This is a genomic window from Corynebacterium sp. CTNIH16, assembly GCF_032821655.1.
In the GTDB taxonomy this organism is placed as follows: Bacteria; Actinomycetota; Actinomycetes; order Mycobacteriales; family Mycobacteriaceae; genus Corynebacterium; species Corynebacterium marquesiae.
Genome location: NZ_JAVBIG010000001.1, coordinates 183,682 through 203,739 on the forward strand (window position 1 = coordinate 183,682; position 20,058 = coordinate 203,739).

The 20,058-nt window shown below is 58.1% G+C and carries 21 protein-coding genes; 4 read left to right on the top strand and 17 right to left on the bottom strand.

Annotated elements, in window-relative coordinates:
* Positions 1–150: 150 nt before the first annotated feature.
* Both tsf and rpsB read right to left on the bottom strand, forming a co-directional pair.
* Positions 151–963 (bottom strand): translation elongation factor Ts, encoded by an 813-nt coding sequence (gene tsf, locus RAE04_RS00895; protein ID WP_299137132.1) that lies wholly within the window; start codon positions 961–963, stop codon positions 151–153.
* Positions 964–1,262: 299 nt separating this feature from the next.
* On the bottom strand, positions 1,263–2,096 hold the full coding sequence (rpsB, locus tag RAE04_RS00900) for a 30S ribosomal protein S2 (RefSeq protein WP_049377474.1): 834 nt from the start codon (positions 2,094–2,096) through the stop codon (positions 1,263–1,265).
* Between the two features lie 378 nt (positions 2,097–2,474).
* Between rpsB and RAE04_RS00905 the strand changes: the two genes are divergently transcribed.
* Positions 2,475–2,996, top strand: coding sequence for a M23 family metallopeptidase (locus tag RAE04_RS00905; RefSeq protein WP_269953095.1), 522 nt, complete (start codon positions 2,475–2,477; stop codon positions 2,994–2,996).
* On the opposite strand, the gene RAE04_RS00910 is transcribed toward RAE04_RS00905, so the two are convergent.
* The 14 genes from RAE04_RS00910 to rimM all read right to left on the bottom strand — a co-directional run bounded on the left by RAE04_RS00910 (position 2,993) and on the right by rimM (position 15,445).
* Positions 2,993–3,910 carry a tyrosine recombinase XerC gene (locus RAE04_RS00910; RefSeq protein WP_317026109.1) on the bottom strand — a complete coding sequence of 306 codons (918 nt, stop codon included), beginning with the start codon at positions 3,908–3,910 and terminating at the stop codon, positions 2,993–2,995. The genes RAE04_RS00905 and RAE04_RS00910 overlap by 4 nt on opposite strands.
* Before the next feature lie 35 nt (positions 3,911–3,945).
* Positions 3,946–5,127 (bottom strand): DNA-processing protein DprA, encoded by a 1,182-nt coding sequence (gene dprA, locus RAE04_RS00915; RefSeq protein ID WP_316980791.1) that lies wholly within the window; start codon positions 5,125–5,127, stop codon positions 3,946–3,948.
* Positions 5,124–6,686: a YifB family Mg chelatase-like AAA ATPase gene (locus RAE04_RS00920; protein ID WP_317026110.1), complete on the bottom strand. Its 1,563-nt coding sequence runs from the start codon at positions 6,684–6,686 to the stop codon at positions 5,124–5,126. The genes dprA and RAE04_RS00920 overlap by 4 nt, the downstream gene beginning before the upstream one ends.
* On the bottom strand, positions 6,673–7,071 hold the full coding sequence (locus RAE04_RS00925; protein ID WP_317026111.1) for a YraN family protein: 399 nt from the start codon (positions 7,069–7,071) through the stop codon (positions 6,673–6,675). Before RAE04_RS00925 ends, RAE04_RS00920 begins: the two co-directional genes overlap by 14 nt.
* 172 nt (positions 7,072–7,243) lie before the next feature.
* Positions 7,244–7,549, bottom strand: a complete 306-nt coding sequence (locus RAE04_RS00930; protein ID WP_005325239.1) for a DUF2469 domain-containing protein — start codon at positions 7,547–7,549, stop codon at positions 7,244–7,246.
* A gap of 62 nt (positions 7,550–7,611) precedes the next feature.
* Positions 7,612–8,253: a ribonuclease HII gene (locus tag RAE04_RS00935; protein WP_317026112.1), complete on the bottom strand. Its 642-nt coding sequence runs from the start codon at positions 8,251–8,253 to the stop codon at positions 7,612–7,614.
* The gene (gene lepB, locus RAE04_RS00940; RefSeq protein ID WP_317026113.1) at positions 8,240–8,977 is read right to left on the bottom strand and encodes a signal peptidase I; all 738 of its coding nucleotides are present in this window, start codon (positions 8,975–8,977) and stop codon (positions 8,240–8,242) included. Before lepB (RAE04_RS00940) ends, RAE04_RS00935 begins: the two co-directional genes overlap by 14 nt.
* The gene (gene lepB / locus RAE04_RS00945) at positions 8,955–9,758 is read right to left on the bottom strand and encodes a signal peptidase I (protein WP_317026114.1); all 804 of its coding nucleotides are present in this window, start codon (positions 9,756–9,758) and stop codon (positions 8,955–8,957) included. Before lepB (RAE04_RS00945) ends, lepB (RAE04_RS00940) begins: the two co-directional genes overlap by 23 nt.
* Before the next feature lie 185 nt (positions 9,759–9,943).
* Positions 9,944–10,288, bottom strand: a complete 345-nt coding sequence (gene rplS / locus RAE04_RS00950; protein WP_005325245.1) for a 50S ribosomal protein L19 — start codon at positions 10,286–10,288, stop codon at positions 9,944–9,946.
* A 173-nt stretch (positions 10,289–10,461) separates the two neighbouring features.
* Complete coding sequence (locus RAE04_RS00955; RefSeq protein WP_317026115.1) at positions 10,462–12,798, bottom strand: Tex family protein; 2,337 nt, start codon at positions 12,796–12,798, stop codon at positions 10,462–10,464.
* Positions 12,799–12,944: 146 nt separating this feature from the next.
* Positions 12,945–13,583, bottom strand: coding sequence for a hypothetical protein (locus tag RAE04_RS00960; protein ID WP_317026116.1), 639 nt, complete (start codon positions 13,581–13,583; stop codon positions 12,945–12,947).
* A gap of 121 nt (positions 13,584–13,704) precedes the next feature.
* A complete protein-coding gene (locus RAE04_RS00965) occupies positions 13,705–14,079 on the bottom strand; it encodes a hypothetical protein (protein ID WP_269953102.1) in 375 nt (124 codons plus the stop codon).
* Positions 14,079–14,951 carry a tRNA (guanosine(37)-N1)-methyltransferase TrmD gene (trmD, locus tag RAE04_RS00970; protein WP_225746784.1) on the bottom strand — a complete coding sequence of 291 codons (873 nt, stop codon included), beginning with the start codon at positions 14,949–14,951 and terminating at the stop codon, positions 14,079–14,081. The genes RAE04_RS00965 and trmD overlap by 1 nt, the downstream gene beginning before the upstream one ends.
* Positions 14,948–15,445: a ribosome maturation factor RimM gene (gene rimM, locus RAE04_RS00975; RefSeq protein ID WP_269953103.1), complete on the bottom strand. Its 498-nt coding sequence runs from the start codon at positions 15,443–15,445 to the stop codon at positions 14,948–14,950. The genes trmD and rimM overlap by 4 nt, the downstream gene beginning before the upstream one ends.
* Before the next feature lie 106 nt (positions 15,446–15,551).
* Between rimM and RAE04_RS00980 the strand changes: the two genes are divergently transcribed.
* A complete protein-coding gene (locus RAE04_RS00980) occupies positions 15,552–15,956 on the top strand; it encodes a cupin domain-containing protein (RefSeq protein WP_269953104.1) in 405 nt (134 codons plus the stop codon).
* A gap of 29 nt (positions 15,957–15,985) precedes the next feature.
* On the top strand, positions 15,986–16,681 hold the full coding sequence (locus tag RAE04_RS00985; RefSeq protein ID WP_317026117.1) for a TetR/AcrR family transcriptional regulator: 696 nt from the start codon (positions 15,986–15,988) through the stop codon (positions 16,679–16,681).
* Positions 16,682–16,898: 217 nt separating this feature from the next.
* Here RAE04_RS00985 and rpsP read toward each other — a convergent pair whose 3' ends face one another.
* Positions 16,899–17,414 (bottom strand): 30S ribosomal protein S16, encoded by a 516-nt coding sequence (gene rpsP, locus RAE04_RS00990; RefSeq protein ID WP_317026118.1) that lies wholly within the window; start codon positions 17,412–17,414, stop codon positions 16,899–16,901.
* 354 nt (positions 17,415–17,768) lie between these two features.
* Here rpsP and RAE04_RS00995 point away from each other — a divergent pair, with 354 nt between their 5' ends.
* Entirely contained in the window at positions 17,769–20,036 is a 2,268-nt protein-coding gene (locus RAE04_RS00995; RefSeq protein ID WP_317026119.1) for an acyltransferase family protein, read from the top strand.
* The last annotated feature ends 22 nt before the right edge of the window (positions 20,037–20,058 follow it).

Consider the following 20,058-nt stretch of genomic DNA (forward strand, 5'->3'; position numbering starts at 1 on the left):
CACCGCCCGTCGGTGCAAGCCAGTAGGCAATTGCTACGTGCCGGTCCCTCTCCTACGGATAGACAATCCGCACTAGTCGGCACGGTGAGCGCACGACAAAGCCCACGAAGGATAGTCCTTCGTGGGCTAGTCGTTAAAACAGGGGTGGGCTTAAGCGCCAACCTCGTAGCGAACGAAGCCGGTGATGGTGGTACCAGCTTCTTCAGCAACCTGCTTTACGGTCTTCTTGTTATCAGACAGGGAAGCCTGCTCCAGCAGAACGATGGACTTGAAGAAGCCGTTCAGGCGGCCTTCCACGATCTTCGGCAGAGCTGCCTCTGGCTTGCCCTCCTCACGAGTGGTGGCCTCAGCGATCTCGCGCTCCTTTTCAACGATCTCTGCAGGAACGTCCTCGCGGGTGAGGTACTCAGCGTTCATGGCAGCAATCTGCAGGGCTGCAGCGTGAGCGCCTTCCTCGCTGCCCTCGTAGGAAACCAAGACGCCCACTGCTGGCGGCAGGTCAGCGGAACGCTGGTGCAGGTAAACGGCAACGTTGTCGCTCTCTACGGTGACGGCACGGCGTGCCTGCAGCTTCTCACCGGTCTTTGCGGACTCCTCGTCCACGATCTCGGAGACCTTCTTGCCGTCGATCTCAATGTTGTTGAGCTCGTCAGCGGAGTTTGCCTTGGCCTCAGCAGCAGCGTCAGCAATCTTGGCTGCGAAGGTCTTGAAAGCCTCGTTCTTAGCAACGAAGTCGGTCTCACAGTTGATTTCGACCATGGTGTTGCCAGAAACGGCGATGAGGCCCTCGGTAGCCTCACGGTCAGCGCGCTTGGAGACGTTCTTAGCGCCCTTGATGCGCAGGTACTCAACGGCCTTATCGTAGTCGCCGTTGGACTCTTCCAGAGCCTTCTTGCAATCGAGCATGCCGGAGCCGGTAGCTTCGCGCAGTGCCTTGACGTCTGCAGCAGTGTAGTTCGCCATAGTTGGGGCGATCCTCCTTGAAAATCAAACAGTGTTCGTTCAAACAGCGTAGTCGACGCGGTGAAATCGCGCCGCTTTAGGGTGGCAGAAACCACCCCTTTCCCACCTCTGTATGAAAGTGGAGCTGGTTTCAGCAGAACCCAGCATAGATAAAACCAACCCCCGCCGCCGTTACAGCACGGTGGCGGGGGTTGGTAAACAGCCTTGGGCAGGAATTACTCCCTTGCTGCCCCACACCAAAAGTGCGTGGGGTATTCAGTTAAACGCAGGTGAGGAAAATTCCTAGCGAGAAGTCAAGACTACTTCTCGGCCTTGTCTGCGGATGCTTCCTCAGACTTTTCCGCGGAAGCCGGGTCGGAAGCTGCGGCAGCCGCCTCAGCATCGCGCTTTTCCTTCTCAGCGGAGTCGCCGGCAGCTTCCTTAGCTGCAGCCAGCTGGCGCTCCTCGCGCGCCTTCTTACCCTCCTCTACAGCGGAAGCAACGATGCCGGAAAGCAGCTTGGTGGAGCGGATGGCGTCGTCGTTGCCTGGGATCGGGAAGTCAACTTCATCCGGATCACAGTTGGTGTCCAAGATGGCGACTACCGGAATATTCAGCTTGCGAGCTTCCTTAACCGCGATGTGCTCCTTGTTGGTATCAACAATCCACAGCGCGGACGGGGTCTTGGCCATATCGGAGATACCACCCAGGACGCGCTCAAGCTTGGCGCGCTCACGGTTAAGCATGAGAACTTCCTTCTTGGTGCGGCCCTTGTAGCCGTCCTCACGCTCATCCATTGCCTGAAGCTCCTTCATGCGCTTCAGACGCTTGGAAACGGTCTGGAAGTTGGTGAGCATGCCGCCCAACCAGCGGTGGTTGACGTAAGGCATACCGACGCGGGTTGCTTCCTCAGCAACTGCTTCCTGAGCCTGCTTCTTGGTACCAACGAACAGGATGGTGCCGCCGTGTGCAACGGTTTCCTTGACGAACTCATAAGCCTCGTCAATGTAGGTCAGCGTCTGCTGCAGGTCGATGATGTAGATGCCGTTACGGTCGGTGAAGATGAAACGACGCATCTTCGGATTCCAGCGACGGGTCTGGTGGCCAAAGTGCACACCAGCGTCGAGGAGCTCGCGCATGGTTACAACTGCCATGATTCGCTCGCTTTCTTTTATCTTGTCTTTCGGTTTTCCAATTGTGCGGTGTTTTATTCCGCACCCTAGCAACGAAGGCCCCGCTGACACCTTGTTTCCAAGGACCACGTCAACCGTCAGGCTGTCTCTTCCTTCCAGCAGGAAGCGACAACTTCGCCGCGCGTAGTCAATGCCTCCACAAGGTGGACACACTGCTGCCCCAAAGAATAATCCCCTTACGCTGGTTTTTCCAAACCGAAGACAGCTTATCCACAACTTCGCCGCAGCCACTTTGCATCAATCGTCACAACCGGCTCAATCACATCATGCAACCCAAGTTGTCCACAGCTAAAGGAGAACGGACTCCCAAAACGCTTCTTTCCGGCGGAAACTGTGCCCATGAATCAGTTCCTTTCCCCCTCCGCATTTCCTGCTTGCCGACGCCCCACCTTCCTCCCCACCACTTTCCTCACCCTTCTTTCGCTTCTTATTCTGTGTTGCCCACCTGCCGCGGCCTATGTCGACCCTGCTTCCGGCAAACCTAGCCCGGCGCGGGTGTTGCGTGGATTCGACGCCCCAGAACAAAAGTGGAGCCCTGGCCACCGCGGCGTCGACATGGCCCTATCAGTAGGCTCGCCGGTAGTAGCCGCCGAAGACGGCGAAGTCGCCTTTGTGGGCACGGTGGCCGGCAAACCAGTTGTCTCCATTGCCCACGCGGATGGAGTGAGAACGACGTATCAGCCCGTGCACGGCTCCGTAAAGCAGGGCCAAAAAGTCCGCGAGGGCCAAGTGATAGGCCGTTTAGGCAATCCCGTCGATGGCTATCCCGGACTGCACTGGGGTGCACTCATCGCAAAAGATACCTACATCGATCCTTTAACTCTGCTGGATATGCCGGTAATTCGTCTCAAACCGCTTTAAGCTCGGGGATGGGCTTGGTCGTATACGCGCTGCAAGCGCTGCGCGGATACGTGGGTATAAATCTGCGTGGTATTAAGCGAGGAGTGTCCCAGCAGTTCTTGCACTACGCGCAAATCTGCCCCACCTTCCAAAAGGTGGGTTGCGGCAGAGTGGCGCACCCCGTGCGGGGTAAGCCCCTGTGTACCAGTGACTTTGGCGGCCTTTTCTACAATGCGGCGCACCTGGCGTTGATCGATGCGCCCTCCCCTACTGCCAACAAAAACCGCTTCAGTTTCAGCCGTGGCGATTTCTCCACGGCCTTTGTCAATCCACTGCTTTAAAGCGTCTTCCGCTGCGAGCCCGAAAGGCACTACGCGCTGCTTATTGCCCTTACCGGTGACATGCAAGGTACCGCGTTGAAAATCAATATCGCCTAGGTCCAGCCGGACCAACTCCGCCACACGCATACCGGAGGCATAGAGCAACTCCAGGATGGCGCTATCGCGAAGAAAGTGGACTTCATCTGCAGAGACCGCATTGCCCATAAGCTCGCCGGCCTGCTCCGGAGCGAGAACCGTTGGAAGGTGACGCCCCACTTTGGGCGTAACTAAGCGGGCAGCAACGTCTCGCTTAAGGTGCCCTTCGCGCGCTGCCCAAGTAGAAAATCCCTTCACTGCCGCGGTGCGCCGTGCCAGGGTGGAACGCGATTTTCCTTCCGCAACAGCCTCGGCCAACCATTGGCGCAGGCTGTTGAGGTCAAACTCCGCGAAGGTCGGCACGCTGCGTGCAAGGTCGCGCAAGTCGGAGCGATACCCGCGCACCGTCGCTTCTGCGCGGCCTTTGACATGTAGTTGGAAATCCGCGAAGTCCTCAATGGCCTCAGCCATCTGTCCCTCAACCTTCGGAGCCTTCGCGGACTTTCCATCTTCACTCATGCCACAGCAGTGTACTCGCCATACGCAGGTGCCATTTATTCCGTTTCCCGGCGCGCCCAGGTATTGCCATGCCGGACGACAACGCACATCTTTTCCAGCGCCAGCAGTAAGTGAACTGTCAGTGGTAAACGGAATCCCGCTTCACGGGCAATGTCTTCTGCCGTTGCTTTTTCCTGTCCTAGCGGTGGCGTCGCGTCAAAGACGCGCAACTCATTGCGGGAGAGGCGTTGGGTCATGGTTGCCGCAAAATTGATTTCGTACTGTGCTCCTGGGTCTACTTCCCCGGCGCGACTTACTAGAGCGCGAATTTCATCAGCACTGGTAACCAGCTGTGCACGGCCTTCTTGAATGCGCTGGTGGCAGCCCAACGAACCGCTAGTAGTTATCGGCCCCGGCACCGCCATCGCAACTCGCCCAAGCGCTTCTGCCCAGTTGAGGGTATTCAATGCGCCAGATCGAAATGCCGCCTCCATAACGACGGTGCCGTGGCTCAATGCTGCCACTAAGCGATTGCGCGTTAAGAACCGGTGGCGCTTCGGCGCGGTTTCCGGCGCGAATTCAGAGATGATGCAACCATTGTCCGCAATCTTGGCGAATAAGTTGGCATTGCGGGCTGGGTAATCCCTATCGATGCCACACGCTGCTATGGCTACCGTGCGCCCGTTGTTGTGCAACGCTGTTTCGTGCGCGACGGTATCCACTCCCAGCGCGCCGCCTGATATTGGAGTCCATTCATGCTGAACCAATCCGGACACGACGTTTTGGGTGGCCTGCCAGCCATAGCGGGAAATGGCACGAGTACCGACGATGGCCACAGCTTGAGCCACCTCTGCCTGCAATGGCGCACCGCGCACCCACAGGCTATGCGGCGGCAATGCTTGGTCATCAAAAGTAGCTGGGGCCTCCCCGCTGTGTTGATAGAAGCCGAATGCAGAGTCAAACTCCTCTGTGGGCCACTCTGGGCTTTCTGCCGTAATGAGCCGGGCCCCGACTTTTTCGGCTGCCGCCATATCTTCGGCTTGCCGCAACCAGTCATAGCGGGAGGCCGTGCGCGCTAAAAGCGGGCCTATCCAGTCGGCGCGATTGTAGATTCCGTGGGCGATTTCCTCAGCTGGGTATTGCGTGAGCAGGGCCTGCAATGCAGCAGAGGGGCCTTCCACCACCCGATTGAGATATACCCAGGTCGCATACGGAGTAGAGAGGTCAAGTTCGCTCATGCTGCGAGCCTCCCGACGTTAATTGAGCCGCGTAGATCGAGCGCGCGCCCCACTTCATCCAGGTCCGGCTGCGCCTTTCCTGCTAGATCGGCCAGAGTCCAGGAGAGCTTCAATACGCGGTCCACTCCGCGCTGGGATATTTCGCCTTCAGCCAAGTAAGCAGACAACATGACCATCGCAGCCTCCGCAGCGGGCCTCTTTCGGCGCAAATAGGACGAGGGAACTTCCCCATTGGTGCGCGCGGTGATGCCATCCGCCCACCAGCGCGCGGCGGCACGTTCACGGGCAGTGGCGACGCGCTCGGCGATGACTGCGGATTCCTCTTCACCGTCCGCGTTAATTGTTGCCGCCTGCCCGCTTAAGGTGACCACCATGTCCAGACGGTCTCGCAACGGTCCGGAGAGGTTGGAGAGGTAGTTCATCCGGTCATGGGGGTTGCACCTGCACTTGGACGGTTCTTCGGCCGCACACCTGCACGGATTTGCCGCCATGACCAATTGGAAGCGGGCAGGATAGGTAACCTCGCGGCGCGAGCGCGCCAACCGCACGTGTCCTTCCTCCAGCGGTGCACGCAGACCATCGAGTACCGGCGCGGCTACCTCACTGGCCTCGTCGAGAAAGAGCACACCATTGTGAGCCAAACTCACCGCACCAGGGCGCGGATGTCCGGAACCGCCGCCAAGTAATGCCGCCCGAGTAACCGAGGCATGCGGGGCGATGAACGGGGCGCGCTCGATGATCTCACCTGGGGTTCCGGTAAGCGAATGAATTGCGGTGGTTTCGACCTGCTGATCTGGGGTAAGGACAGGCAGGATGGTGGGCAGGCGCGAGGCGATCATGGACTTTCCTGACCCAGGCGGCCCAATCATCATCAGGTGATGGCCGCCGGCTGCAGCAACCTCGGCAGCCCATTTGGCATTAGCTTGACCAGCGATATCGCTAAAGTCGAGTCGCGACCCCGCCGCAGGCGCGGGGCTGAGCGACCCCGTAAAGCTCGCCGCCTGCGGCAGCCCACGATTACCGCAGGCCCATCCGAAAGCCTCCTTCAAAGACGAAGCAACCAGTACGTCCATGTCCGGCACCAATGTGGCCTCGGCGGCATTGCCAGGTGGCACAACGAGAGTTGTAATTCCTTGTTCCCGTGCGGCCAGAAGAGCGGGGATAATGCCTGCTACAGGCCGAACGGAGCCGTCGAGACCGAGCTCGCCTAAGACCAAGGTGCGCTGGAGACGTGGGGCGGGCGAGGGAGTACTGCCATAAGACGGGAAGTCGGCTTCCGCCTGTGCCGCGAGGATCGCAAGCGCTATGGGTAGGTCAAAGTGGGACCCGGATTTGGGAAGCGACGCCGGGGACATGGAGACCACCACTTTGGTCTTGGGCCAGGGCAGATGGGAATTAAAGGCTGCGGTCCTGATCCTATCCCGGGATTCGGAAATTGCGGTATCCGTCTGGCCTACAACGTGTATCCCTGGCAGCCCGTGGCCGACGTTCGCCTCCACGTCAACCAGGTGAGCTAGGACTCCGTTTAAGGACATGGTCAAACAATTACCTAGAGCCATCTTCAACCCCTTTGAAGTGTTCCAGCGCAAACCCCTGCCCGCGCGCAACCAAAGCAATGACGTCGAATCGCACCTCAGCCAGTGGCTTTCCATCAAGCCACTGCGCCGCGGCTTTCCGCAGTCGCCCGAGCTTCTGCGGGGTTACGGCCTCAGCTACCCCGTAGCGGGAATTGGCGCGGGTCTTAACCTCAACAAAGACGATGGTTCCGTCCGCCTCCCGGGCAATGAGGTCGATTTCCCCCACCCGATAAGAGACGTTGGCAGCGATTATTTCTGCCCCACGTTCGCGCAGATAGCGCGCTGCGAAGGCCTCTCCCCTTCTACCTAAGACTTGTTTATGACGAGGCTTCTTCGTGGCCAAGCGGTGTTCTGAACTAAAGTGCATTGCGGTTTATCCTTGTGCGTCGAGAAATTCATTGGCTAGCACAGGACACCGCAGGTGAAAGGGCCTGCACAAGGGACGCACAAGCAAAAAGACCCTAGCTGTGGATAACTACGCTCTGCAGCGCTTTTATCCACAGCTAGGGTACGGCGCTAGGTGCGCCGGCTTGACAAAGTTATTCCGGCATCATGAATTCCGGCTTATCCAGCTCCTCGATATTGACGTCCTTGTATGTAATAACGCGGACGTAGCGCACAAAGCGCGCGGAGCGGTACATATCCCATACCCAAGCATCAGACATGCGCACCTCGTAGTAGACATCAGGCCCAGAGGTATGCGGAATAAGCTCTACCGCATTAGCCAGATAAAAGCGCCGCTCAGTTTCAACGACATAGGAAAACTGGCTGACAACGTCCCGGTACTCGCGGTAGAGAGACAGCTCTACCTCAGCCTCGTAGTTATCGAGTTCCTCTGCACTCACGGTGGACCTCCAGGTTGTGGGTTAGCTCGCTTTAGCTTAGCGCGAGAAGTGCTAGTTTCTAGCTAGGCACGCGCGGCAAAATCCGCATGAGCGCGGCGGACATTCTCATAGCTCATCCGGTGCTCCGGGCACGCTCCAAGCGCCGCAATTGCGGCCTCATGCGCCTTGGTTCCGTACCCCTTATGGCTGGCTAACCCGTAGCCGGGGTACCGCGCATCCAGCTCGTACATCAGGTGGTCACGGCTGACTTTGGCCAACACACTCGCCGCGGCGATACACCGCGCGGCCGCATCGCCGCCGATAATGGGCAGGTGGGGTTGGGTGAGGCCGGGGATAAAGAGGGCGTCGGTAAGCACATAGCCCGGACGTACTTCTAGGCGCGCAACTGCCCTGCGCATGCCGGAAATATTGGCGTGCTGGATGCCGTGCTTATCGATGTCCCCCGCACCAATATGCACCACAGACCAGTCCACAGCCTTGTCTTTAATGAGTGGAAAAAGCTTCTCGCGTTGTTTGGGGGTGAGCTTCTTGGAGTCAGTAAGTTCCGACAACTCCTTGATCGGCCGATCGGGCATCACACAAGCTGCGATGGTGATTGGTCCACAGCAGGCACCGCGCCCGGCCTCGTCTACGCCGGCTACCGGGCCTAAACCGGCTTTGTTCAATGCGACCTCGTAGGTGCGTCGCTGTTTAAGCCGCCGCATGCGAGATTTCCGGGTGTTCCACCCCACCCCAACGCGAAAGCGGCAAAATGATGGCCTCGACGCGCCCGCGGACATTGTTCACTGGCACGGTGCCCTGCAGGTGGTCACCCAAGTGCGCACGGGAATCGAGGGAGTTGGTGCGATTATCGCCCATCACCCAAAGGTTTCCTTCGGGGACGGTGACTGGGCCAAAATATTCTCCGCCACACTCTCGCGAACCCACGCTGGGGTCTACGGGAATCTCTGGCGGATCGAGGACGAAGGATTGGTCAATGGGCTTTCCATCCACCATGACCGCAGGATCGCCTGCCTGACAACTCACCGTCTGCCCGCCGGTAGCAATGACGCGCTTTACCAGGATATTTTCCCCATTGGGAAGCAGCCCTACGGCCGCCAGGGCATTTTGCGCGCCGCGCACGAAAATATTGTGCGAACGATTGACCTCAAACTCGTTATTCCACGACTCGGGCCCTTCAAAAACTACCACCTCCCCGGGCTTTGGGTCCGTGAAGTAATAGCTGACCTTTTGCACGGCGATACGATCGTTCTTGCAGCCAGGACACCCGTGCAGGGTCGGTTCCATCGACGCAGAAGGAATGACATACATCCGCCCCACCAGCGCCTGCAGGAGCACCAGCAGGACAAAGCCTGCCACCACGGGGAGGAGAAAATCCCGGGTGCGCAGGCGTTGGGAGGAAGGCTTATTCCTGAATGTCCGGGTCATCGACCCCACCAATGCGGGTAAACGGCCAGAATACGAATTTCACCTTGCCACGGACGTTTTCTACTGGAACCGTGCCGTGGAACTTATCGGTCATGTGGTAGCGCGAATCAGCCGAAGCAGTACGGTTATCGCCCATCACCCAGATGTTGTCCTCCGGTACCTCGACGGGACCAAAGTACGGACCACCACAGGCCTCCGAGCCTGTCGACTCATCTACCGGATACGTTGGCGGGTCTTGCACGTAGTCCTGCTCAATGGGTTTGCCATCTACCATGACAGCAGGATCGCCCTCCTGGCAGGACACCGTCTGTCCGCCAGTAGCAACCACACGCTTGACCAGAGTATTTTCGTCTGGCGGTGCCAAGGATACGAAGCTCAACGCATCCTGTACACCGTGAATTACCGGATTGGACGAGCGCGGCGAGACGTAGCTGGAATTCCAGTCCTCGGTGCCTTTAAACACGACGACATCGCCTGGTTCTGGCTCACCGTTACCGTAGTAAGAGATCTTTTCCGTAAAGATACGGTCATTTGTGCAGCCCTCGCAGCCGTGCAGAGTCGGCTCCATCGAGCCCGATGGGATCACATACTGCCGGCCGATAAAGTTCTGGAAAAGTCCGACAATCACGAGAACCGTAGCCACGACCAGAAGGGTTTCCAGCAGCCACGGCATTTCTTTCTTCTTAGTCGCCTCTTTGCCTTGCTGGGTGGCGTCGCCCTGTACGGGGTAGGCCCCCTCGCCTTCCGGCGACTGTTCCTGCGAGTTGCTGTCTTTATTCACGCGCTAAATCCTAGCAACCCCATGTCCGATTTCCGGCCTTATCCCCCTCGAGGCAGGAGGATTCACAGACAACTTTCCGTTTAGATCAGGGCTTCCAACTGTGAATTGAGCAAAATTGGGCATTGAAAAATCCCCTTCCACCCACAGCAGGGTGCAAGGGGAAACTGGCGCGCAGCGCGCTAGTACTAGCGACGCTCCTTGATGCGAGCCTTCTTGCCGCGCAGATCGCGCAGGTAGTAGAGCTTCGCACGGCGGACGCGGCCACGGCGGGAGACCTTGATGGACTCCAGGTTCGGGGAGTGAACCGGGAAGGTACGCTCAACGCCGATACCGAAGGAAACCTTACGGACAGTGAAGGTCTCACGGATGCCGGAGCCCTGACGACGGATGCAGATGCCCTTGAAGAGCTGTGCACGCTCGTTGTTGCCCTCGATAACCTTTACGTTAACGTCGAGGGTATCGCCTGGACGGAAGGACGGGATATCGTCGCGCAGCTGTGCTGCATCGACCTTGTCAATAATGTTGGACATGCCAATATTCCTTTTCAGTTTGGGACAGAGGACCCTAGCGGCGTACTGCCTAACCGGTTCGTGCCCGTTACATAGAACGGTGCACTATTTTTCCACATACGCCAGCCGGAACCAAATTCTCATATCGCACGCTGCCTTGCCCAACCACGATTTTTCACCGCGGTGGGAGACATCTAGAAGCCTGCCCTCTTCAGAGCATCGGCCATAACTCCGCCACCGCCGGCGCTGCCTGCACCGCCCGTGCGGCCGCGCGAGCCACCCCGGGATCCGCGCCCAGATTTGTGGCCAGAGCGCTTTCCGCCTCCCCCGCCACCGGACTTGGCAGAACCGCGTGGGGAATCACCGCGGCGCTTCGGAGCCGGCTGCCCCGGTTCATCATCCAAACGGAGGGAGAGACCGATGCGCTGGCGCTCCACATCAACCTCCATGACCTTCACCTTGACCACCTGGCCAGAGCGCACGACCTCGTGCGGATCGGAGACAAACTTGTGGCTCATGGCAGAAACGTGGACGAGGCCATCCTGATGGACTCCGACATCCACGAAGGCGCCAAATGCCGCCACGTTTGTCACCGTGCCCTCAAGAATCATGCCCGGGGTGAGATCGGAGACTTTATGTACGCCTTCTTTAAAGGTGGCGGTCTTGAACTCAGGGCGCGGGTCGCGTCCGGGTTTATCCAGCTCGGCGATGATATCGGTCACCGTAGGAATGCCGAAAGTCTCGTCTGCAAAGTCTGCTGGCGCCAGCGTGCTGAGTACGCGGGTATTGCCAATAAGTTCAGAAATACCCAGGCCCGTCTTCTCCGCGATGCGGGAGACGACAGGATAGGCCTCTGGGTGTACGGCGGAGGAATCCAGCGGATCGGTACCGCCGTTGATGCGGAGAAAGCCCGCAGACTGTTCAAAGGCCTTAGGCCCCAGACGCGGTACCTTCTTCAGTTCCTTGCGGGAAGCGAAAGAACCGTGTTCATTACGGTAGGAAACGATATTGGCGGCGATGGTGGAATTGACACCCGCCACGCGCTCAAGCAGCGGGACGGAAGCGGTATTGAGATCTACGCCCACACCGTTTACCGCACTTTCCACGACGCCATCAAGGGTGCGAGCGAGCGCGGTCTGGTTAACGTCGTGCTGGTACTGCCCCACACCAATAGCCTTAGGGTCGATCTTGACCAACTCAGCCAAAGGATCCTGCAAGCGGCGAGCGATGGAAACCGCACCGCGCAGCGAGACATCCATGTCGGGGAATTCCTCCGCTGCAAGCGGCGAAGCTGAGTAGACCGAGGCGCCGGACTCCGAAACCACCACAGGAGTGGGTCGCTGACCCCCAGCGTGCTTGATAAGGTCCGCAATTTCCTGGGCCAGCTTCTCGGTCTCACGGGAGGCGGTGCCGTTGCCGATGGCCATAAGGTCTACAGAATGCTTTGCGCACAGGGTCGACAGCGTCTGAACTGCTTGGCTCCACTGGTTCTGCGGCTGATGCGGGTAGACAATGGCGGTATCGAGCACCTTGCCGGTTTTGTCCACTACCGCACACTTCACACCATTGCGATAACCCGGATCCAAGCCGATGGTGGCACGCTGGCCAGCAGGTGCCGCGAGCAGCACGTCGCGCAAATTGGTGGCAAAGATCTTCAGCGCGCCTTCCTCCGCAATCTCTTTCAGCCGCATGCGAACGTCCAGGCTGGAGGAAATATAGAGCTTGGTGCGCCAGCCCCAATGGACGGCGTCGGCAAGCCACTTGGAGGAGCGATCCAGATCGAAGCGGGAGGCGATTACATCCTCGTAATCGGCGTCATCGCCGGCATCTAGTTGCAGCTGCAGCACTCCCTCATTCTCGCCACGCAGCAGCGCCAAAATGCGGTGCGAAGGCAGCTTGTGGAAGGGCTCGTTGAAATCGAAGTAATCCTTAAACTTCGCGCCTTCGGCTTCCTTGCCCTCAATAACGTGCGCGCCCATGGAGCCTTCAGTGAACATACGCTCACGTACTTCACCCACCAGATCCGCGTCGAGCGCGAAGCGGTCCACCAAGATGGCCCGGGCACCGTCGAGGGCCTTCTTGGTGTCCTCAAAGCCCTCGGTGGTAAAGGCCTGTGCCAACTCTTCTGGAGCGGCGTTGGGATCCGCAATGAGCTTATCGGTCAGCCCCTCAAGGCCGGCTTCGCGGGCAATATCGGCCTTGGTTTTGCGACGCTTCTTATACGGCAGATACAAATCTTCTAGGCGCGCTTTGGTCTCGCAGGCAAGGATTTGATCCTTGAGGGCGTCACCAAGCTTGCCCTGCTCTTCAATCGCCGCAAGGATGGTCTCCTTGCGCTCCTGTAGTTCCTTTAGATAGTTCGCGCGCTCTTCAATGGTGCGCAGCTGGGAGTCATCCAGCCCACCGGTGGCCTCCTTGCGGTAGCGGGCGATAAAGGGCACTGTATTGCCCTCCGCAAGCAGCTGCAACGCGGTAGAAACCTGCGATTCCTTGACGTTGAGCTCGGCGGCGATAGTGGCCGCAATATTCACGTGGTCTCCTCACTCTTTCTCGAGGTTTGGGATTAGACCCACCCAATTTACCGCACGGCCCCTCTACTGCCTTCGCTTGCCGACGCCCCCCAAGACGCACAAAACCTCCTTTCCCAGTAAGGACAGGAGGTTGCCGTAGTGCGTTCTTAGTAGATAACCACGCGGGCGTTATCGCCGCCGGAGCAGGAAACGCGCGAAGAGCTACCGGAGCAGTACATGGTGTAGGTACCACCTGTGGCCGGCGAGTAGACACTCAAGGTAGCGCCGGTTCCGCCGCCAGCGACCCAGTTATTCATAAACGCGGTATAGACGTTGCTGGCAAAGCCGCTGGAGGTCTTACTGGTAGCTGCATAGTAGCTAGTGAAGTCACTCCAAGAGTGCCCATTGCTGCTGCCAGAAGACGCTGCCTGTGCCGGCGCTGGTGCTGGGGCGTCCTTGGTCTTGGTCACCGTGACCGGGCTAGAATCTTCATCCTCATCCTCAGCATCGTCCTTGGACGAGGAACCGGAGTGCTTGCTAGAACCGGAGCCAGAGCCGCTATTGGCATCAGCCTGCTGGAATTGACTATCGGCGTCCGCGCTAGTCGATGCATCATCCTTGGTATTGGTCACGAACATGATGACCATGGCTGCCACCGCGATGACCGCCACAATGGCTGCGATAATCGCGGCGATCGTGGCGCCACCTACGCCACCGCTTTGCTGCGGCTGGGAATAATACTGCTGATTGTACTGGGGCGGCTGTTGGTTATATCCACCGTAGTTATTGCCGTTGGGAGCCGTCATATTTAAGGGACCACCTTGGGAATAGGAATCTGGAGGGGATGTCTCCTTTACTATAGCCCTAGAAGGCATATGCACTGCAGTGTAGGCATGAAAAAGCGCTAAGAGATTTACCAGATCCCTCCTATCGCTCAGGATCCGTCCGCCACACCGCCGGGGCACCAAGCCCCATCTCCGTAAAACCGATTTCCGCACTGCCCACCCACGAGGCTGCCGGCGGCAAGCAGTCTGCTACCAAGGAAGCCACTGTGGCCAGCGGCTGCGTGGTCTCTCCGTTTACGATGAGCCGCCACACCGGAATTCCTTGTGGCCACTGGCCGAATCTGAAGCGATATTCCTGCGCTAGCGGGCTGCTTTCAGTGCACTCCCCCGCCACCTGGAGAGCGAAAATGCTTAGCGGCTCAAAGCCCCGTGCCCGCAGCGTCTCTGGCAATGCTTCGAGGCTATTCTCCCACTCCTGGGTTACTAGGAGTACGGAGAGGTCAGCGCTTACTTCCATTAACCTTCACCCTGTGTGTTGGCTTCTTGTTCCAACTGCGCGATGAAGGCCTTGTCGTCCTTATCGAGCTCAGCCGCCTCCAAAAGTTCGGGACGGCGTTGCCACGTGCGCAGTAAAGCCTGTTCCCTCCGCCATGTGTCTACCAAACCGTGGTTTCCCGAGGTGAGCACGTCCGGCACGGCTAGGCCCCGCCACTCTCGCGGCTTGGTATAGCTCGGGCCTTCCAAGAGACCATCAGAAAAAGAATCTTCCTCATGAGAGCGCTTATTTCCCAGCACACCGGGGATGAGTCGCACTACTGCCTCAGCAATCACCAACGTTGCCACTTCCCCACCGATCAACACATAATCACCGATGGAAACCTCGCGCACGCGGTAGCGCCGAGCGGCGTCATCCACCACGCGCTGATCGATGCCCTCATAACGCCCGCAGGCAAAAACAATGTGCTCCTCATTGGACCACGCCCGCGCATCTGCTTGGCTAAACGGTTTTCCCGTTGGCGTCGGCACGATAAGCAGTGGGAGGTCGCTATCCTCATCGGCCGTGGCATCAACCGCATAGGCTTGTGCTTCTACCCCTTCTAATTCGTCGTGGCGCGGACGGTTTAGGTGTGGCAGCGCAGACTCTAAATTAGGCGCACTTTCCCGCGCGGCGACGCTATCGAGCGCCGGCCCCCAAACTTCTGGCTTCATAACCATGCCGGGGCCACCACCGAACGGCGAGTCATCGACAGACTTATGCGCATCCGTAGCCCACTGCCGCAGGTCGTGCACACCTACTTCAAGGCGACCTTGTTCAATGGCCTTTCCCAAAAGCGCATGCCGCAACGGGTCTAGGTACTCCGGAAAGATGGTGATGACGTCAAGCCTCATAGGTCAAGCAGTCCTTCCGGCGGATCGATGGTGCACGTTCCAGCTTCCAGGTTCACCTCAGGAACAATGGCATGCACGAAGGGAATGAGCGCCTCCTTACTGTTGTCGAGTTCTACCTCCAACAAATCCTGGGTTCCGCCGTGGATGACCGATGTGACCTTACCAACTTCCTTGCCAGCTAAAAGAACGCGCAGCCCTTCCAGCTCATGGTCATAAAAGCCATCATCATCACTGTCGAGCGGAGCGGCAAAGAACTTAGTACCACGTAGGCTATCCGCCACTGTTCGGTCTTTGATCTCTTCAAAGGTAATGAGCAGCCTTCCCTTATGGCTCCGGACCGCCTTGATAGTTAGTGTGTGCTCCTTCTTGCCCTGCGTGCCATGAAGAACTTCCCCTACCGCAAAGCGCACCTCCGGTTCATCCGTAGTGGCTTCTACTACGACTTCACCTTTCACGCCGTGCGATTTAATCACGCGACCAATCATCAATTCCATAGCGGAAAGTCTACAACACAGACCTCTTTGCCCTTGTCAGTCATGAATTTTGGCGCTTTGGAAAGCAAACCCAGAATTTGAGTCTCATTGTCGTTAAAGTGGGCTCATGAGCGATCTACCAACCAACTCCCCAGACACGTTTGGCGCAGCTTCTCATTCAGGCGAGGAAGCCGTAATGTCCGCGCTAAACCTGCTGGACATCGCGCCTGATACCGATCCGCACCGCCCGCGCCCGGGCGTACAGCGCGTCTTGAGCGCCGATGGTGCCAACCTCATTCTCTTTAGCTTTGCACCTGGACAGTCCCTGCCCGATCATAAGGCCGCACATCCCATCACCGTGCAGGCGCTGCGCGGTGAGCTTGACTTCAGCTACGGCAGTGAAACCATCACGCTCACCCCCGGCTCGATCGTGCACCTTCCTGCATATGAGGTACATAAGGTCGAGGCTACAAGCGAGAGCGGCGACCCTTCTACCCCCGCAATTTTGCTACTCACCATGCTAACCAAATAATTTATACACGCATAGGTTTTGGTGATAATATGAATTTTAAAGAAACGCACAATAAGCCCTACCATCATGGAAACCTCCACGATGAGCTGCTCCGTATCGCTGTTCAACTAGGTAAAAGAAGCGGCCCCGACGCAATTACCGTCCGTGCGGTAACCCGCGAAGCAGGAGTGTCCCCTACCTCCGCATACCGCCACTTCAAGGACCAAGAAGAACTGCACGATAAGGTCGCTGAACTTGCTACCGATGAGTTGGTCCGGCGTTTACACGAGACTACCGAGACTGCAGAGGGCCTAGATTTTCCAGAACACCTGATGCAGATTGGTTACGCTTACCTCGAGTTTGCCTTGGATGAGACCAATTTCTTCCGCTGCATGCTGGAGTGGAAGGCGCTGCGTTTCATGCTTGGCGTAGATCCCAATACGGAAGATGATCCGAAGATGGATCACCTACAGCAGATTCGCGATTTCTTCGCCCTATTGTCCCGCCACGCGGAAGCGCTGGACAATACCACTGACTCGACGTATTTCATGCAGAATGCTCTGCTGGCCTGGTCAACTATTCATGGATTTACTGTACTTGCCATCACCGGCCCTATGTCCCAGCTTCCACGCGAGCAGATCCTCGAGCTTTTCACACCGGTTGTTGCAGGCGCCCTGCGCGGCATGGACTTTAAGGACCCCTCTAACGTCTACAGCCGCTACTCCAACTACAAGCCACAGAACTAAAGGCGAACTGGTATATCCCCGACATGGATGCCGCAAGTTTCCTAGCGCGTCACTGCCACTAGCGACCGCGCACGCGGCCCCGCCAAGGATTAGCGTGCGCGGTCGCTATCCTGTGCCGGCGTCCTTTCGCGAACTATAAAAGCCCCGCTACTACGACCAGTGATCGTAGCGGCGGGGCCCGAAGCTAAAGCGCTATGCGCTTAATAAGGAAGGCAGATTACTCTGCGGACTCCTCGGAAGCTGCCTCAGCCTTCTCCTCGGCCTCAGCGTCAGCTTCACCGGCGGCAGCAGCGGCAGCCTCTGCAGCAGCAGCTTCCTCAGCAGCCTTCTTCTCAGCCTCTTCCTTGGCCTTCTTCTTCTTTTCAGTGATGGCCTCGATGGTCGGGCCATTGTTAGCCTCAGCCAGTGCCTCGTTGAAGATCTCCAACTTGGACTTCTTCTCCTCAGCAACCTTCAGGGTGCCCTCTGCGCCCGGCAGGCCCTTGTGCTTCTGCCAGTCACCGGTTACCTTCAGCAGAGCGAGAACCGGCTCGGTTGGCTGTGCGCCAACGGACAGCCAGTGCTGTGCACGCTCGGAATCGATCTGGATGAGGGAGGGCTCTTCCTTCGGGTGGTAGATACCGATGTTCTCGATGACCTTGCCGTTACGACGGGTGCGGGCATCAGCAATAACCACGCGGTACTCAGCAGCACGGATCTTGCCCACGCGCTGCAGCTTAATCTTGACAGCCATGATGGCTCCTTTTCTAGTCACTGGGCAGTTCGGACGCGCACTACATAGTGCGCCGGTTCAACCCTTGGATTTTATCTGCGCGTGACATACCGGCCGACCGTAGACGGGAACGGTGCTACGCAGAATATTACGTTATGTAGTTCATCTAGCTCAGTACGACCGAGAAGATAACTTGAAATATTTTAGCGCGAGTAGCTGCATTTTCAAAAATTACTACGCCACGCACGCAGGTTCGTTATGCCTGCGATACTGAAGCAGAGTACCCTTAAGGGCCGAATATAGACATTTCGTTTCATATGTATGGCGCGCCTTCCGCCCCCACCATCCAGGCATAGGCGCACGAAAAGACAGTTTATGACTAAAGAATCACCGCGAAATTTCCGGTACCGCTATGACCTTGATGGTCTGCGCGGTATTGCCATCGGCCTCGTAGTTATCTACCACGTATTCGTCGGACGGGTATCCGGCGGCGTCGACGTATTCCTGCTGCTATCCGGCTACTTCTTCTTGGGCTCCCAGCTGCGCTACGCAAGCAAGCCCAACGCCTCGCTGAACCCATGGTGGCCCATCTGGCGCACCTTGCGGCGCCTAGTGCCGAGCTTGGTTCTGGTCATCGGCGTGACCTACATTCTAGTGCGCATTTTCACCCCGCAGCTTATGCGCACCGAGCTCACCCAACAGATCACAGCCACCATGCTGTATTACCAGAACTGGGAGCTAGCGGAACAAAACGCCGACTACACGGCCGCCGCAGCTGATACCTCACCGCTGCAGCACATGTGGTCCATGGCCGTACAGGGCCAGTTCTACATCATGGGCATTGCCTTCGCGCTCATCTTGGCTGCCATCATGAAGCTCCGGCCGAAGCAGCAGCCTTTGGGCAAGCGCAGCTTCCCCACGGTCAACCAGATTGCTGGCCCGATCCTCATCGTGGTCACCATCGTCTCCTTCGCCTACGCTTCGCGCCACGGTCTCTACGGAACTCCAGAGAACTACTACTCCACCTGGTCGCGCGCTTGGGAGTTAACCTTGGGCGCGGTCCTGGCCATCTATGGTTCCTCCTGGAAGATTCCGGCCCGCCTCTATGACCTCTTTACTGGTCTGGGCCTTCTGATGCTCATCTTTACTGGTGCCATCATCGCGGACACCACTGCGTATCCTGGCCCGCTTTCCCTCTTGCCACTAGGCGGCGCCGTGCTCATTATCTTGGGCGGCGGTGGCAAGATTTCCAAGGCCATGGCCTCCAAGCAGGCGCGCTGGCTGGGCGACGTAGCCTACCCGCTCTACCTGTGGCACTGGCCATTGCTCATTTTGTCTACCTCCTACCTGGGTCAAGAAACCCCGTCGTGGTGGTTGGGCGTCATCATTATCGTCATTTCGCTAGTCTTGGCGGACCTCACGCACCGCTTTTTGGAGAAGCCCCTGCGCCAGCACCGCAAGCGCCCCACGGCCGAGGATTTGCCGGTACGCAAGGGCCTTTCGACCTTGCAGAAACCCGCCGGTGCCGCCCGCGGTGTGGGCGGCGTCGTAGTCGCCGCAGCCGTGATCGGTCTCTTGGCTGTCCAGCCACTGTGGATGCGCACCCTTGATGATGCTGATGCGGAGCTTTTGGATCCTGCCCTCTACCCCGGCGCAACGACGTTCATCAACGACATCACCCCGCCGGATAATGTGGAGGCTAAACCTGATCCGATCCTGGCCGGCGGTATCCAGCCACCAGTAGCGGCAAATTGGTGCTTCGTACCAGATAGCCAGCCTGCTGACTTCTTCTTCGAAACCCGCAAGGATGGAAAGACCCCCTGCATTTTCGGTGACCCCAACGCAGAGAAGGAAGTCTATTTGGTGGGCGGTTCCCACGCGGAGCAGTATTCTGCCGCGCTGGACCGCTTAGGCAAGGAAATGGGCTTTAAGCTGGTACCGCTGCTGCGCCAGGGCTGCCCGATTGAATTGGGTGACGATGTCACCGTGACCCCAGAGTGTGCCGAGTGGGGCAAGCTGGTCATGGATCGCATCGAAGAGGCGAACCCGGCCTTAGTCATCTCGAATACCACTCGTCCGCAAAATGAATACGGCACCGGCCCCGATGCCGTGCCCGCCGGCTACCAGGCATTCTGGGATGAATTGGCCGAACGCGATACCCCCTTCTTGGGCTTCCGCGATAACCCGTGGGGATTCGATGAAGAAGGCCGCCCACGTGAGTTTGATGAATGCTACGTCGCTACCGAAGATGCCTACGGCTGCGGCATGCGCGTTGAACAGGTCTACCAGCCTTATGACCCCGGTGCGGTCGTGCTGTCGAAGTACCAGAATATGCTCTCGATTGATACCGCTCCGTGGTTCTGCGATGCCAATGGTGACTGCCCGGTCATCATCGGCAATACGATGGTCTACCGCGACATGCACCACATCACCAATGCTTTTGCGGAATCTGCAATGCCAATGATCCGCGAGGCCCTAAAGCCCTTCCTCAACGGGGAAAAAGTCCAGCAGGAAGCCCCGGATATTCCACCGGAGCAGGCTGCAGGAGCCGTGGAGCAAGCGCCCGCAGCGCCTACCAATGCCGGCAAGCAACATGCCAACCCAGTCCCCTACCCCAACGCTGGCCAAGATGAAGCAGTCTAGCTCTTAAGATCCACAACCGGCT